The organism is Carboxydothermus hydrogenoformans Z-2901, from assembly GCF_000012865.1.
Lineage (GTDB): Bacteria > Bacillota > Z-2901 > Carboxydothermales > Carboxydothermaceae > Carboxydothermus > Carboxydothermus hydrogenoformans.
Genome location: NC_007503.1, coordinates 582,137 through 597,695, shown reverse-complemented (window position 1 = coordinate 597,695; position 15,559 = coordinate 582,137). Strand labels below are relative to the sequence as shown.

General features: G+C 44.2%; 12 protein-coding genes. 2 read left to right on the top strand and 10 right to left on the bottom strand.

The window, feature by feature from the left end; genetic code table 11:
* Window positions 1-13: 13 nt before the first annotated feature.
* The 6 genes from CHY_RS03060 to CHY_RS03030 all read right to left on the bottom strand — a co-directional run bounded on the left by CHY_RS03060 (window position 14) and on the right by CHY_RS03030 (window position 8,589).
* Window positions 14-1,366, bottom strand: coding sequence for a UbiD family decarboxylase (locus tag CHY_RS03060; protein WP_011343612.1), 1,353 nt, complete (start codon window positions 1,364-1,366; stop codon window positions 14-16).
* Between the two features lie 21 nt (window positions 1,367-1,387).
* Window positions 1,388-1,939: a UbiX family flavin prenyltransferase gene (locus tag CHY_RS03055; protein WP_011343611.1), complete on the bottom strand. Its 552-nt coding sequence runs from the start codon at window positions 1,937-1,939 to the stop codon at window positions 1,388-1,390.
* 67 nt (window positions 1,940-2,006) lie between these two features.
* Window positions 2,007-2,582, bottom strand: a complete 576-nt coding sequence (locus CHY_RS03050; RefSeq protein ID WP_011343610.1) for a cysteine hydrolase family protein — start codon at window positions 2,580-2,582, stop codon at window positions 2,007-2,009.
* Window positions 2,583-2,633: 51 nt separating this feature from the next.
* Window positions 2,634-4,049, bottom strand: a complete 1,416-nt coding sequence (allB, locus tag CHY_RS03045; RefSeq protein ID WP_011343609.1) for an allantoinase AllB — start codon at window positions 4,047-4,049, stop codon at window positions 2,634-2,636.
* 58 nt (window positions 4,050-4,107) lie between these two features.
* Window positions 4,108-4,932, bottom strand: a complete 825-nt coding sequence (locus CHY_RS12630; RefSeq protein ID WP_011343608.1) for a cupin domain-containing protein — start codon at window positions 4,930-4,932, stop codon at window positions 4,108-4,110.
* A 351-nt stretch (window positions 4,933-5,283) separates the two neighbouring features.
* On the bottom strand, window positions 5,284-8,589 hold the full coding sequence (locus CHY_RS03030; RefSeq protein ID WP_011343607.1) for an adenosylcobalamin-dependent ribonucleoside-diphosphate reductase: 3,306 nt from the start codon (window positions 8,587-8,589) through the stop codon (window positions 5,284-5,286).
* Window positions 8,590-8,749: 160 nt separating this feature from the next.
* Here CHY_RS03030 and CHY_RS03025 point away from each other — a divergent pair, with 160 nt between their 5' ends.
* The gene (locus tag CHY_RS03025; protein WP_049752056.1) at window positions 8,750-9,568 is read left to right on the top strand and encodes a C40 family peptidase; all 819 of its coding nucleotides are present in this window, start codon (window positions 8,750-8,752) and stop codon (window positions 9,566-9,568) included.
* Window positions 9,569-9,594: 26 nt separating this feature from the next.
* Here CHY_RS03025 and CHY_RS03020 read toward each other — a convergent pair whose 3' ends face one another.
* Window positions 9,595-9,864, bottom strand: a complete 270-nt coding sequence (locus CHY_RS03020) for a long-chain-fatty-acid--CoA ligase truncation (RefSeq protein WP_011343604.1) — start codon at window positions 9,862-9,864, stop codon at window positions 9,595-9,597.
* A gap of 452 nt (window positions 9,865-10,316) precedes the next feature.
* Between CHY_RS03020 and CHY_RS12625 the strand changes: the two genes are divergently transcribed.
* Window positions 10,317-11,216, top strand: a complete 900-nt coding sequence (locus tag CHY_RS12625) for an MBL fold metallo-hydrolase (RefSeq protein ID WP_011343603.1) — start codon at window positions 10,317-10,319, stop codon at window positions 11,214-11,216.
* On the opposite strand, the gene otsB is transcribed toward CHY_RS12625, so the two are convergent.
* From otsB to CHY_RS03000, 3 genes are read right to left on the bottom strand one after another with little or no spacing between them, the layout of a single operon-like run.
* Window positions 11,170-11,925, bottom strand: a complete 756-nt coding sequence (otsB, locus tag CHY_RS03010; protein WP_162485048.1) for a trehalose-phosphatase — start codon at window positions 11,923-11,925, stop codon at window positions 11,170-11,172. The two genes, CHY_RS12625 and otsB, sit on opposite strands and share 47 nt — an antisense overlap.
* Window positions 11,909-13,342: an alpha,alpha-trehalose-phosphate synthase (UDP-forming) gene (locus tag CHY_RS03005; protein WP_011343601.1), complete on the bottom strand. Its 1,434-nt coding sequence runs from the start codon at window positions 13,340-13,342 to the stop codon at window positions 11,909-11,911. Before CHY_RS03005 ends, otsB begins: the two co-directional genes overlap by 17 nt.
* An 11-nt stretch (window positions 13,343-13,353) precedes the next feature.
* Window positions 13,354-15,549 carry an amylo-alpha-1,6-glucosidase gene (locus CHY_RS03000; protein WP_011343600.1) on the bottom strand — a complete coding sequence of 732 codons (2,196 nt, stop codon included), beginning with the start codon at window positions 15,547-15,549 and terminating at the stop codon, window positions 13,354-13,356.
* Between the last annotated feature and the right edge of the window lie 10 nt (window positions 15,550-15,559).

Genomic DNA, 15,559 nt, shown 5'->3' with positions numbered 1-15,559 from the left:
TAAACATTACCTCCTACCAGTCCAGGGTTAAGTAATCTTCCAACCGGATTTGGTCATATCCCGGAATCTGAGTCCGGGCAAATCGTTCTTCTTCCGCCAGGGGATAGGTCGCATCAATTCCCATTTTGGCCGATACCCCTCTTAAATTGTGGGATGGCTCCAGTGGCGTCCCCTGCGCCCCGGGGATAATTATTATATCCTGATCCGCTTGCACCCTGGTGGCAATGGCCCATTCTACATCTTCCGGATCAAAGATATCTACATCGTCATTAACCACCACTACGTGTTTAACATCCTTATTGCTGGCCAGAGCTGCAAAAATTGCCTGCTTTCCTTGCCCTTCGGCCGTCTTTTTAATGGAAATAATCGCATGGCAGCGTCCACCGCCGGCCATGGTTAGGTGAACATCTTGAACCGTTGGAACCACATGGCGAACGTGGTTAAATAAGACTACTTCCCGCATCAAAGCATTTGGTAATTTATGTTCGTAGCTAGAAGGGAAGATAACTTGGAAAATCGGGTTGTTTCTGAAGGTTACCGCGGTGACCTCCACCACCGGCTGCATTGTTTGCGGTCCGTAGTAGCCCATTAATTCGCCAAAGGGTCCTTCGGGATGACGAACATACGGTAACATCCGTCCTTCCAGCACTATTTCCGCATCGGCCGGAACTTCTAAATCAATTGTTTTGCATTTTACCACCGGAAGCGGCTCGCCTATGAGCCGGCTGGCCACATTGTACTTATCTAAACCAAAGGTTTGGGTCGGAAGTTGGCTGGATAAAGTTATGGCCGGGTGAACACCCAAAACTATGGCCACTTCCATGGCCTGGCCACGTCTTTCAAATTCATAGTATTGTTCAATTAACCCCGGCGATTCAATTAAAATGCTCAAGTTGTTGGGTCCGTTTAACTGCATCCGGCGAATAGAGGTAAAACGCCGTCCGTAAATGGGATCTTTGGCTACAACGATACCCGCTGTTATAAACGCTCCGGAATCTTTTTCGTGAAAAGTAGGAATTGGAAACATTTTTCCGATATCAAAACCTTTGGTCAAGACATTTTCCTGTACCGGACCGGACGGCAGTAACCGGGTTTCACCAGGATTAGTGATTGCTTCGGTTATTTTGGCTAACAACTCGGATTTGTTTATCCTTAAAGCTTGAGCAAAATTTTCCCTGGTACCAACAATGCCACCTACCGCCGGTACATCGTAGCCTTCAATGTTTTGAAAAAACATGGGAACAGTTCCCTTGGTTTTTTTCAGGAGTGCTCCCAGTTCAAATCTGGGGTTTACCGGTTTTTTCACTAAATATAATGAGTTTTGCCGTTTTAATTGCTCTAAAAAACTCCTCAGCGATGCTGCCAAAAGTTAAAACCTCCTCTCGTACTACTCCCCCCAGCGTTTAAACAAATTGTGTTCAATTGCAAGGGCATCTAAAATTTTCCCTATTATGAAAGCCACCAAATCGCTTAAGGTCTGGGGACCAAAGTAAAACGCCGGAGAAGCAGGTAAAATTACTGCCCCCACCCTGGACAAGCGGAGCATATTTTCCAGATGTATAACGGTCACCGGAGTTTCCCGCGGTACAACTACTAACCTCCGACCTTCCTTTAAAGTAACATCCGCGGCCCTGGTTAATAAATCCTCTCCCGTACCGTTGGCCATCGCTCCCAGGGTATGCATGGAGCAGGGAACCACCACCATCCCCTGGGTTTTAAACGACCCGCTGGCAATCGGGGCAAACAGGTCGGAATTATGGTACAGCCGGGCATATTTAGCGACTTCCGCCAAATCAACACCGCATTCGTGATTTAAAACTTTCTCACCCATTTCGGTATAAACCGCATGAACTTCAATCCCCATCTGGGCCAGTACCTGGATTAGCGTATAGCCGTAAATGGCCCCACTTGCCCCGGTTACCCCTACTACAATGCGCATTTAAAAAAGCCTCCTTAGAATGTAAAGACGGGAAAGGCCCAATTTAGACCTTTCCCTTAAAAGACAGTTACTTCTTGGCACCTTCCCGATTGGGCCATTCTTTCATGTATTCTTCTAAAGTCATAACTTCGGCAAACAACGCCATGTCTCTCAAGCCTGCTTGATGCATTTCTTCGTTAGCAGAAGCGCAACAGTCGGATATGGCAATTACGTTGTAAGCATGATAAAGAGCATCGGAAGCGGTGCTTCTTACGCAAACGTTGGTCCATACACCGGTAACTACTACGGTGTCGATTTTTTCTTCTCTGAGGTAGAGGTCTAAGTCAGTGTAAGCAAAAGCACTGTGACGGCGCTTTTGCACAATGTAATCACCTTTTTCTTCATCGGGACGAAGTTCCGGAATAAAGTCAGAACCCCACGTACCTTTAACAGCATGAACCGGACGTACTCTAAAGTCAGCATCGTTTTTCCGGTGTGCTTCCTGCACAAAAACAACGTTAATACCGTTTTCGTGGGCAAATTCTACAAGCTTTTGCAAGTTGGGAACGATTTTTTCCCCATCGGGGCATCTTAAAGGAGCATTGGGTCCAATGAAGTCGTTTAACATGTCAATGATAACTATACAGTGTCTGTCACCTTTCATATTTTCTCCTCCTTTGATAATTCGTAATGATATTTTTAACCTTTTTACAGGTTAAAACTTAATCCAGCGTTCTAATTTAGAAATCGTTTGCCGCTTTACGAATTGACCGTATCCTGGCTTACCAACAATACCGTTCTTATCGTCATAAACGAGTTTACCGCGAACGATGGTCTTAACAGGTTTGCCTTTAAGCTTCATACCATGAAACGGCGTGTACTTGGCCATGGTGTACATCTTATCTTTATCAATGGTCCATTCATAGTCAAGGTCAATTACGGTAAAGTCTGCATCGGAGCCAATTTCCAGGGCACCTTTCTTCGGATACAGACCGTAATGAATTGCTGCGTTCCGGGAAAGAACATCAACTAACCGGGATAAGGAAAGACGTCCTTTATTATAACCTTCGCTGATAATAATCGGTACCATGGTTTCTACCCCCGGAATCCCCGGGAACGCCGTCCAGATGTCCATGCCTTCAGCTTCTTTTTCGGTAGCAATTTCATAAGGTGCATGGTCAGTAGCAATAAAGTCTACCCGCCCATCAGCTAATTGTTCCCAGAGCATTTCATTGTCTCTGGTAGTTCTTAAAGGCGGTGCAATCTTGGCAAATTGACGCCATTTGGTCATTGATTCATAGGCATTTAAGACCAGGTAGTGGGGACAAGTTTCGGCGGTTACATCAAGACCCCGTTTCTTAGCTTCTCCTACAAGCACACCACCGATGCCGGTGCTCATGTGGACGATATGTAACCGGGCACCGGTTTCTTCCGCAAAACTAATGGCCATTTGAATAGCAACTTTTTCCGCAAGTTCCAACCGTGCTTCCGCCCAGGCCGGCCCATCAAAACGGCCTTCATTTCTTAATTTGTTAACGTGATAAGTGCAAAGGTCCAAGTTTTCCGCGTGAATGCCAACGGGTAGTCCGGTCTTAGCTACTTCCCGGAAAATTTCCAGCATCTCCGCATCGCTTGCCGGCGGATAAGTTGGAACTGATGGAGTCATGTAAACTTTAAAAGCTACTACTCCATAATCGGCTTGTTCTTTAATGTTGTAGAGGGCATTGTTCCGCACATCTTCGCCGGTAGCCCCACCCCACATGGCATAGTCTACATACGCTTTGTCCTTGATTACTTCTAACTTTGCTTCAAGGTTATCCACACTCCTTACCGACGGTATGCTACAGCAGGGCATATCAATGATGGTTGTAACCCCACCAGCCGCAGCAGCTTGAGTACCGGTAGCAAAATTCTCCCGGTGGGTAAAGCCGGGATCATTAAAGTGAGTGTGGGAGTCAATGCACCCAGGCAATACAAGGTTATTTTCAGCATCAATTACTTCGGCAACCTCAATCCCGGTAAGGTCATTGGTAAAACCGGCAATTTTACCGTCCTTCACCAGGATGTGGGTGTCCACAGTCCGGTTGCCTTGAGGGATTTTGGCATTTTTTAAAACCAAATCAAAACCCATTTTAAAACCCCCTTTAAGTTTTTTAGGTATTTAGAGCCCTTTCGGGCTTATAACCCTTTTAGAAGGTAGGCGGAGTATTAATCCAGAGGGCTACCAGTTCTTCATCGCCAATATTACGCCAACGGTGTTGCTGGGTACTTTTAAAATAAAGGCTATCCCCCGGCCCAACCACGTAACGTTCGGTTTCATCAAGCCACACTTCTAAAACCCCTTTTAAAACGTAGACAAACTCTTCCCCTTCATGGGAAATATTTTCATTTCTTCCCGCCCCCGGAGCTACGGTGTAAAGGAGCGGCTCCATAGCCGGTTCATTTAAAGCAGTCAAAAGCTCAACCTTAATCCCCTCTTCGTCAGTTTCCAGCACCTGACCTAGGCCCGCCCGGACCAATTTTTGCTCTTTGGTATCCATTCCCTCAAAAAAATACAGGAGATTTTTTTCGTAAAAGGTGGCGAGTTTCTGGAGGGTAGCGATAGAAACGTTTACTTGCCCCGATTCAATTCGGCTTAAATACGAAACCGAAACTCCAGTTCCCTGGGAAACTTCCTCCAGGGTAAGACCCTTTTTTTCTCTAAGCGCCTTTAATTTTTGCCCGACCGCTATCCTCGGTCCCTTTTTCTCAATCTTAACCGGTTCTGCCGGCAATTCTTCCCCCTGCGCGGCCAGGTATTCCTTCACTCCAACGATATTAAAACCCTTAACCCGCATTAAGTACTTAATTTTTTTGAGCCTTTCAATATCTTTAAGGGAATAAATACGGTAGTTCCCATTTTGTCGGCCCGGTTTTACCAATCCCGCCTTTTCCCAGTTTCTAAGGGTTGCTGGCACCACCCCAATTAGCTTTGCCGCATCACCAATTGTAAAAAAGGTTTTACCCGGAGACATCAGGAATTCTCCTTCCTTTCCGCAACATATAAAAACCTTTTTAAATGTTTTTGTATAAATATTCACAAATTGCCTTTTCAGGATTCTCGTCTTTTTTCGACATTATTTTATATTCGCTCTTTTTTTTGATTTTCCTGCTAACTTTTCCGCAATTGAAAAAATTTTTTTATTTTTTTTATTAAGTTTGTTACTAAACTCCTTCTTTGTCTATCATTACAAACTTTTTTATTAATGTTTTACACTGGTTTTTTGCCATAACCAAACATTTCAGCTTCACCTATTAATTTGGACATATCAACCTCAAAAAATGCAAAAAAGGAAAAAGCCCTGCAGCAAAAGCTGCAAGGCTTTTTAACCGCATTTGGAATAACCGCAATTGCGACAAACTACGCAGCCGCCTTCATGTTCTAATTTGCTGTGGCATTCGGGACAGTAGCCATTTTTCCTTTCGCCGTCGTCTTCGGGAATGTAAACATCCCCCTCGTTACTGATCACCACCGGCGGTGCATCTACTTCTATCTTACCTTTAAAACCGTAAGCATCCTTTAAAACCTTTTCCATGGCCTTTCCAATAGCGTCGGGACAGGACAAAACTTTGATGTCCTTACCGTTACCCATCTGCCTTAAGGTTGAATGACACCTTATACCTTTTAACTGCCCGATTATCTCGGTAACATCAATTCCCGAGCGCAACGCCAACGAAACCAGGCGGCTGGTTGCTTCCGACTGGGAAGGACATCCTCCGGCCCGTCCGAGGTTGGTGAACACCTCACAAATTCCCTGTTCATCCCGGTTAACGGTAATGTATAAGTTGCCACAGCCAATTTTAACTTTTTCGGTTATTCCGTACGTAACCGTTGGTCGCGGCCGGGGTACAACTTTATAAGTTTTTAACTCTTCGGGCTTCTCGTCTTTTTTAGTTTCGTTAAGGCCGGCATTTAACACCTGCTCCTCGCGACTGCCATCCCGGTAGACGGTAAGCCCCTTGCACCCCAGCTTATACGCTAAAAGGTAACTTTCCTTAACGTCCTCCACCGTAGCGGAATTGGGCATGTTTATCGTTTTGGATACGGCATTATCGGTATGTTTCTGGAATACCGCCTGCATTTTAACGTGCCATTCCGGGGCAATATCCAAGGCAGTAACGAAAAGTCTCTTTGCCTCTTCCGGAACCCCGGCAATACCGGTAATCCGCCCGGTTTTGGCCACCTCATTCATGAGCTTTTCACTGTAATAGCCGTTTTCCCTGGCGTGCTGTTCAAACAGGCGATGCACTTCCACAATGTCCTTTCGGTCCAAAATATGGCGTTTAAACGCCAGGGCAAAAACCGGTTCTATTCCCGACGATACCCCGGCTATTATACTTATCGACCCGGTAGGAGCAATCGTAGTGGTAGTAGCATTTCTAAGTTTTAATCCTTTTTTAGCCCAGACACTCTTTTTCCAGGCGGGGAAAGTACCCCGAACCCGGGCGAGTTCTGCCGAAGCTTCCTTGGACTTTTTATTAATAAACTCCATCACTTTATCGGCTAAATTCAGGGCTTCTTCCGAATCGTAGGGAATGTTTAATTTAATTAACATATCGGCAAAACCCATCACGCCAAGACCAATTTTCCGGGTCTTTTTGGTCATCTTTTCAATTTCCGGTAAGGGGTAATGGTTAACATCAATAACATTATCCAGGAAACGTACCGCCAGTTTCACAGTTTTTTCCAAATGTTCCCAGTCAATCTCTCCGTCTTTTACCATATTGGCAAGGTTAATAGAACCCAGGTTGCAGGATTCGTAGGGCAGTAAAGGTTGCTCGCCGCAGTCTAAGCTCAATATGCCATTGGTGATCCAGGTATATTTTGGTGGGGCAGTTATATCAAATACTTCTTCCTCCCCCGCAGGTTCGATGCTTACTATCTCCTGGTAGAGATGATTATTTAATGTCGAGTAGGTCGTTTTCCCAGCCATTAATTCTAAAAATTTCTTTTTCTTTTCCCCAATTAGGCCAATCTTGTTAAAAAATAACGAAGCCCGTTCTCCGGAAATAATTAACCGGTAAGTCGGTAGCGTTTCGTACTCATTGCCCTTAATTATTTTTACGTCCTGGTCTTTTTCACCGGTAAGGGTAGATGGAATTCCAAGGGATAACAGTAAAATCTGAACCTTTCTTAATAACGGATAAGAGGTAGACGACAGGGCAACAGTAATCGAACCGTTAGCATCATAAACCGAGCCATCGGCAGAAAAGAGACCTCGTAAAAGAGCTTTCATAGCTTCGCTATTAACCGCAAGCAAGGAAGAGGGAATATCTTTTTCTTTGCTGTCGGTGATTTCTATACCAAAAATTTTCTTTATCTTTTCCGCAAACTCTTTTCGATGGACATCGATGATATATTGCCCGTCTCTTTCAATTAAATAAGCTGCACCAGCATACTTCTCTACCTTTTCTTTGAAGTATAAAGCTAATTCCTTATCATTTCCCACATGTAAACTAACATGATTGGAAACGCTTAACGAACCATCTCCCAGGAAATACCCTAAAAACTCATAAAAATCATTTTCTTCTTTTACCGGGAAATCCAGTTCAGGATAAGAAACCGGTAAATAAAGTTTATCGCCTACTTTTAGATCCTTGGCTTCTTTCCAGCCCTCACCGGTAAAAATTTTATGTTCTTCGGTTACTTTAATTTCCAACCCGGTTTTCAGTTTAAGTTTTAAAACCGGTTTCACGCCATTGTTAATTACTTCTTTAATTTCGTTCCAGCCATCACCGCTCCAAACTTTCATTCCCACTTCTAACTTTCTTGCTTCAATTAACCCTTTATCGGTAAAGACAAGGGTATCTCCGGTTACGCAGGGATTGGTTGATTCAATTTCCCCCAGCTCCGGAACGACATTTGCCGCGTTAATCCGGTCAATAAAAATAACCCCCGGCTCGCCATTTTTCCAGGCATTTCTCGCTATTCTTTCAAAAACTTCCCGGGCCCGAAGTCTACCCACTACTTCTCCAGTAGAAGGTTCAATTAACTCGTATTCTCCATCTTCTTCCAATGCTTTCATGAACTTATCGGTCAGCGCGACGCTTATGTTGAAATTCGTAATATCCCTGTTGTCTTCTTTGGCAGTAATAAATTCCAGGATATCTGGGTGGTCGCACCGGAGCACCCCCATGTTTGCCCCGCGCCGAACGCCCCCCTGTTTGACCGCTTCGGTGGCGGCATTAAATACTTTCATAAAACTTACCGGACCGCTGGCAATACCACCGGTAGAGCGAACCCGGGCCCCTTTGGCCCTAAGGCGGGAAAAGCTAAAACCGGTACCTCCGCCACTTTTATGAATTAAAGCAGAATACTTTACCGCATCAAAGATTTCTTCCATCGAATCGCCCACCGGTAAAACAAAACAGGCCGAAAGCTGTCCTAATGGTCGGCCGGCATTAACCAGGGTCGGCGTATTGGGCAAAAAGTCAAGCGCGGTCATAAAATTATAAAATTCTCGGGCAATTTCTTCTTCATCATTTTCCGCATAATTTTTTTCCGCCTGCGCTATCGCCCGAGCCACCCGCCAAAACATTTCTTCCGGGGTTTCAATTACCTCCCCCTTCTCATTGCGCGCCAAATACCTTGCTTCCAAAACTTTTAGAGCATTTTCTGTTAATTTCACCACAAAACCCCCCGCCAGAATTTATTTGTCGTCTTACTTATTATACAACCAAACCTCGTAAAATTCCTTTTTTAATTTTTGGTCATTTTATGCAGGATTTTTGGCTTTTTTGTAGAATAATCAGTTTTAGGTGCGTTTTTAATAACTTTTAAGGAGTGTGGCCATGAACCTGAAAAAATCCCTTGCAACTTTAACTTTATCGGTTTTCTTACTGCAATCATCGGCTTGGGCAACAACTATTACCGTGAAAAGCGGCGACAATCTCTGGTTACTTGCTCGGCGGTACAACACTACCGTTGAAGCGATTAAAAAAGCCAATAACTTAAAATCGGAAGCTTTAAAGCCCGGCCAAAAATTAGTGATTCCCGGAAAGTCAACAGCTACGGCAGTTTCCCGCTCCAGCAGCGGTAGTTCGGTTTACATAGTTAAAGCCGGCGATACCCTCTGGGATATTGCTAAAAAGTTTAACCTAACGGTAGATGAGCTTAAGCGTTTAAACAATTTAAAATCCGAAAAACTGAGTATCGGGCAAAAACTCCTGGTTAAGAAAACCACCTCCCGCAATTCCCCCCGCCCGAAAGCCCGAACGACTAAAAAAGTTTCCCGGGGTGAAGGGCGGGGAGATGTGGTAAAAATCGCACTGAGTTATCTCGGCACCCCCTATCAGTGGGGGGCAAGTTCCGGTTCGGCCTTTGACTGTTCCGGTTTTACCGCTTTTGTTTACCGCCAGGTAGGCATCAACCTTCCGCACAATTCCCTCGCCCAGTATGAAGTGGGCAAAAAGATTGATAAAAGCGAACTTTCTCCGGGAGATTTAGTTTTCTTTAAAACTCAGGGCTCATCGGTTATCAATCACGTGGGAATTTATATAGGAGACGGACAGTTTATCCATGCCAGTTCCGGCAAAGACCGGGTAATTATCTCCTCCTTAAGGGAAGGTTATTATGCCAGCTGTTATGCTGGTGCGGTCAGGGTAAGATAAAAAACGCGGCTAAAAGCCGCGTTTTTTCATAATGCCATTTCTTTTAGTTCGCTAAAAATTACCTTTCCGGTTTTGGTCTTGGGAATAAAATCTACCGGAATAATTTTTTTGGGGATATACCGGGGGGGAAGTTTTGTTTTACACAGCTCAAACAAAGTTTCAATTTTAGCTTTATCTTTTAACACCACAAAAGCCACAGCATTTTCGGTAGCTAAAGGCTCATTTATCCCTACTACAGCCACATCTAAAACTTCCGGACTTTCGTAAAAAACATCTTCGATTTCCCGAGGAGTCATCCCGCTCCCTCCTTTTCTTACATTATTTTACACATGTAATTGGAGGTTACGGAATGACAAAACTTTAAGTGGCATGAATTTAACGTTAAAACGCCAAAAACAACCGCTAAACGGTTAGTATTTCTTGCGGGTTTGGGCAATGGTTAAATACGGTACATTATACTTCCGCTCGCCCCACAGCTCATCCAGGAAAGCCTGCTTTGCTTTATTGCCAAAGGCTGCATAAAAAGGAAAGTCATAAAAAGAAACAAGCCCAAAATTTTTTTGTTTATCTGCCTTACTCCCTGCACCTTTTCTTAATAACCTCCATATTTTATTTACTACTTTAAGAATTCGGTAATTTTGCCATTTTTCCTGTCAATGATAATAAAAATATCACCCTCTACTCCCTGATCCGGCATAGCCGGATTAATTCTTTTCTGTTAAGATAGTAAAGAAGAGGGGGGAGAAAAATGGAAGATTGGGGACCACTTAAAATTATTCCCGGAGAAAACAATAGCCGTTTTCCCTACTGCACCAGCCTGCTTCTCGAAGGTAACGGAAGACAGGCCTTAATCGATCCCGGCGCAGGAAATATTCTTAAAAATCTATCTGTGCAGGAAATCTATTTAACCCATTATCACTACGACCACGTCTGGGGTATTAATTTTTTTCCAAAAACCACGGCCGTTTTTATAAATGCGGAAGACTTACCGGCCCTTTCGGATTTAAGGGAATTCGCTCGGCGTCTTGGAACCGGACATTATTTCGGCAAAGATTACCCGAACTGGTGGGCTCAAGAAATAAAAAAGGGTTTTAAAAGTCCTTCCCTTTCGCCGTACAATCGTCCAGATATTGTAACGGTTATCGAAAAAACCAAAGAAGCGTATCCAACTTCAGAAGAAATTAAAATTGTCGGAATTAAAACCATTTTTCTTAAAGCTCCCGGCCACACCCCTGGCTATGTTTTTCCCTATTTCCCGGACCTCGGGATAATTTACACCGGGGATTACGATTTAACTTCCTTTGGCCCCTTTTATATGGCTCCCGACGGTGATATCGACCAGTTTATCAGGTCTTCCAAAATTTTACGGGAAGTTGATGTCAAATACTACATAACGGGGCACGAAAAAGGAATGGTGGAAAAGAAAAACTTTTTACCCGGGTTAAACCGTTTTTTAGAGATAATCGCCCTGCGGGAAGAAAAAATTAAAACATTGTGGCAAAAGGGATATACCATCGAAGAAATAGCCGATAATTCAATTTTTTATCCTTTAAAGTTTCAAAAAATTGACCCCTGGGTACGGATGTGGGAAATCATCGGCATTAAGATGCATTTAAAGCGGCTTGGTTTACTGCCAAAAGCTTCTTAAAAAGCTTTTTCACCTCTTTTAACCCCGAAAGCCCGTGACTTCCCGGGGGCGGGGTATCCCCTACGTAAAATGCTAAACCCTGCCCCCTTAAAACTTCAATTCCCTCAAGGTCTACCCAGTCATTCCCTAAAAACACCGGATAAAAGTCCGGGTATTTTTTTAACATTTCCTGAATAAACCATCCTTTGCCCAATCCCTGCGGGATAATTTCGGTTCCTTTATCTCCCACGTGGAAGTTAAAGATAGGGTTTTTTTCCCGGGCTTCTTCAATTACCTTTAAAACCTCCCGCCGTTTCTTTACTCCCAAATCTTTGTAATGTAAAGTTAAGGCAATTTCTTTTTTTTCAATATAAACTCCTTTAAAAACGGGAGAACGGGAAAAAAATTCCGCTAACTCCTCCACCGGTCCAAAATAGTCGGGGGCCTTTTCCCAGGTATGAACTTTTCCCTGTTCATCCCGAAATACTCCTCCAAAACAGCCGGCTAAAATAATTCCCCGGATATTTACCATTTTTTCTAAATCCTGAAGCCCCCGTCCGGAAACCACCGCTAATTTAAGATTTGGCTGCCGGGTAAATTTCTGCAGGATTGCCACCATATCTTTGGCTAAACTTACCTTGCGCGGGTCTTTTCTGTAAGCCGCTATCGTTCCGTCAAAATCGGTCATGAGCAGTATTTTTCGGCCAGAAAGCTTAGTCAATAGCTCCAACTTTCTTTTCACCCCGTTTGCGGTAGTATTTGCCAAAACCTGTATCCATCAACCGTAGTTCTTTTCCCAGGAAATTTTCCAGCCACCATTCATTGTTTTTTAAGATAACCTGTTCCTTTAATAAAGAAAAACTCTTTTTCTTGAGGGTATCCGGCATTTCTATGGCTTCTTTCATTTTTAGAGCAATTTCTTCCGGCGAGTAGGGATTGACCAAAAGAGCAGCATTAAGTTGCCGGGCAACTCCCGTCCGTTTACTTAAAATAAGCACTCCCGGCTCTTTTCTGGAAGCAATATATTCTTTAGCCACCAAGTTAAGCCCATCTTCCAGGGAAGTAATAACAAGCGCATCGGCAATGCGGTATAAATAGATAAGTTCTTCCTGGCTATAATTTCGCTTTAAAATCTTTATGGGCTGCCAGTGGTTATCGCCAAAACGTTCATTTACCTTAGCGGCTTCGGCCAAAACCTCCCGGGCATAAGTTTGGTATTGGTCAATATTTTCCCGGGTCGGTACCGCCACCTGTAAAAGCTTAACTTTACCCCGATACTCGGGATTTTTCTCCAAAAAACGGGCAAACCCCTGGATTTTTTCTTTTAAACCTTTGGTATAATCCAATCTTTCGACTCCCAGAAAGATTTTCAATCCTGCGATTTCTTGCTCAATTTCAGTAATTTCAGGCACTTCCTTTTGGAAGTTTTTAGTTTCAATACCAATCGGCACCGCCTTGACCAGGACTTCTCGTCCATTATAATAAACGGTACCCCACTCGTAATTTACCGGAAGCTTTAATACCCGCTCCACCGCCCGTAAAAAGTTTTCCCGGTAGTCATCAATATGAAAACCAATGATATCCGCACCTAAAAGGCCGCGTAAAATTTCTTCCGCCCAGGGCTGAATGGTAAACAGTTCTACCGGCGGAAAGGGTATATGCCAGAAAAAGGCAATTCGCTGCCAGGGATTTTTTTGGCGAATAAAGTGGGGCATTAAAGCTAAGTGGTAGTCATGAATCCATAAAAGCGTCCCGGTTCTTAATAAGGTAGCAGCCTTTTGGGCAAATTTCTGGTTAACTTCCCGGTAAATTCGGTAATTTTCTTCGTACATCCTAACTTTTTCCGGCATCAGGTGGCAGAGCGGCCAGAGCACTCCGTTGGCATAACCTTCATAATACCCCTCTACTTCTTCCCTGGATAGGAGGATTTCCACAAATTGAAACTCGTCTTTAATTACCGCCTGAACTTCCGCAGGCTTCTCCGCAATTCTCCCTGCCCAGGCTAACCAGGTTCCTCCGATTTTTTTTACGGCGGGAAGGACCGCCGATACAAGTCCACTTACCGCCGGACGGTATTTTAAACTACCGTTATTTTCTTCAATGGTAAAGGGTCCCCGGTTAGATACCACCAAAAGATTACCTCTCATCTATCCACCTCCTACGGTTCAATCAAGACTTTCACCTCTCCCTCCCTTTTCACAACGTTACAGTAAGTTTTACCCCGGCTCCGGCTAAACTCTAAATCAACGGTACCGTTTCCAACCCTGAGGTTTTCTAAATACACTTCGCTTAGCCAGCCGGGTAAATTTGGTCTTACTATCCTGATATCACCGCCATCGCAAAATATACCGAGAATGCTTTGCAGCAAAATAAATACGCTTCCCACCGCCCAGGCCTGCGGGTCGCAGGCTATCGGATACCGGACCGGACCGCCGTTGGCCCGGCGGGTAAACCCGCAAAATAATTCCGGCCAGCGATAGTAATTAAAGAACCTGGCTGCTTCCACCAAATCGGTCACAAGCTTTTCCAACAAAAATTCCTGGCCAATCTCCTTTAACCCCCGGGCAATGATGGAGTTATCATGGGGCCAGACCGAACCGTTATGGTAACTCATGGGGTTATAAGGTTTCTCCTTGGCACTCATGGTCCGGATACCCCAGCCGGAATACATGTCCTGGCGAAACAATCTTTCCGCAACTTTGTGGGCTAACTTTGTCGGCAGAATTCCGGTAAATAACGCATGGCCCGGGTTTGATACGGTGGTTTTAATAAGCCTCTTTTTTCCATCTAAAGCAAAACCGAGAAAATCTTCGTCATCAATCCAGAACGCCTTGATAAATTTGGCTTGAAGTTTTAAAGCTTTGCGGCGTAGCCTCAACGCTTCTTCAATTTCTCCTAAAAATTGTAATAGTTCACTACCCCGGAGTAACGCCAAATAATAATAAGCCTGCACTTCTACCAGTGCTATAGGTCCTTCCGGTAAGGAGCCATCCCGGTCAATAACTCCATCCCAGGAATCCTTCCACCCCTGGTTTAAAAGGCCGCTTTCCGACTGCCGCAAATATTCTATAAAACCATCGCCGTCCATATCTCCGTAGTTTTCACACCAGTACAGAGCTTTTTTCAAAGGTTCCGCTAAATCCTGCAAAAGCTTTTCATCATGGGTCCAGCGAAACACCTCGCCCAAAAGAATGATAAACCAGAGAGTTGCATCAACGGTCCCGTAGTAAGGAGTATGGGGCACCTCATGATTTAACGCCATTTCTCCCCGCCGGATTTCATGTAAAATTTTCCCCGGCTGTTCTTCCCGCCAGGGGTCATGGACCTTGCCCTGATAATGGGCTAAAAACCTGAGCGTATTTTTGGCAATTTCCGGATTTAAAATAAGCGTCTGCCAGGAAGTAATTAAAGAATCCCGGCCAAAGGGAGCGGCAAACCAGGGAATCCCCGCTTCGATAATTTTTCCGCTTTCCGGGTATTCGGAAATTAACGCCCGCAAATCCGTTACCGCCTGGTTTATCATCTGGTTTATTATTTCATTATTGGTTTCTATTTTCGTACACTGACGCTGCCAGTTGAGGTAATCCTTATTGAGATTTATTGCCGCTTTGGAAAACCCAACGCTCATTTCTTTTTTGACGTATATATCGTCTTCGCACTCAATCTTTTGGGCAATGCAGGGAATAATTTGTAGATAAAGAAAGTACTTTTTATGAGGTTCAAGAGTTAAGGTAAAACGGGCAAAGCCCTTATCTCCCTCCACCCAGACCAGATTTGGCTCCGGATAAAAGGTAAGGTCAGTAGAGCGATAATAATGATCAAGACCTTCGTAAGCAAAGGTAAAACCGTTACGTTTCTGACAAACCGGTAAAAAGCGCCCCCGGTTTTTTCTCGTTGTCCCCCTGACTTCAAAAATATCAACGTAATCTGCACCGGCGGAAAAAGTTAGATTAATTGTCACCGGAAAAGAATTAAAATTAATAATTCGCAAACGCTGATACAGGCCATCTTTTAAAACTCGAGTAATACGAAAGTGGATGGTCTGAAGCGGCAGTAAGACCCCATCCGGCAGATGAAACTCCCGGTTGGTAAGCTCAATCTGGGCAAAATGGCTTTCCCGAATTAAAGAGGAGAGAAGTAACGGTTCAAACTCCTCTAAATACATTAATAGCCGATTTAAAAACCGGGTATCCCGGTAAAATAAACCGAGACCGCTTAAGTCACCTTCCCAGATTGAACCATCGGGCAGGGCGGTTAAAAACATTTCTCCTTCTTTTAAAACTTCCACCCGGGGTTGAAATTCCTTGGGAGCAATTCGAAACCGGTCTTCGTCTAACTGCCGATCAAGCGCCATCCACACCACT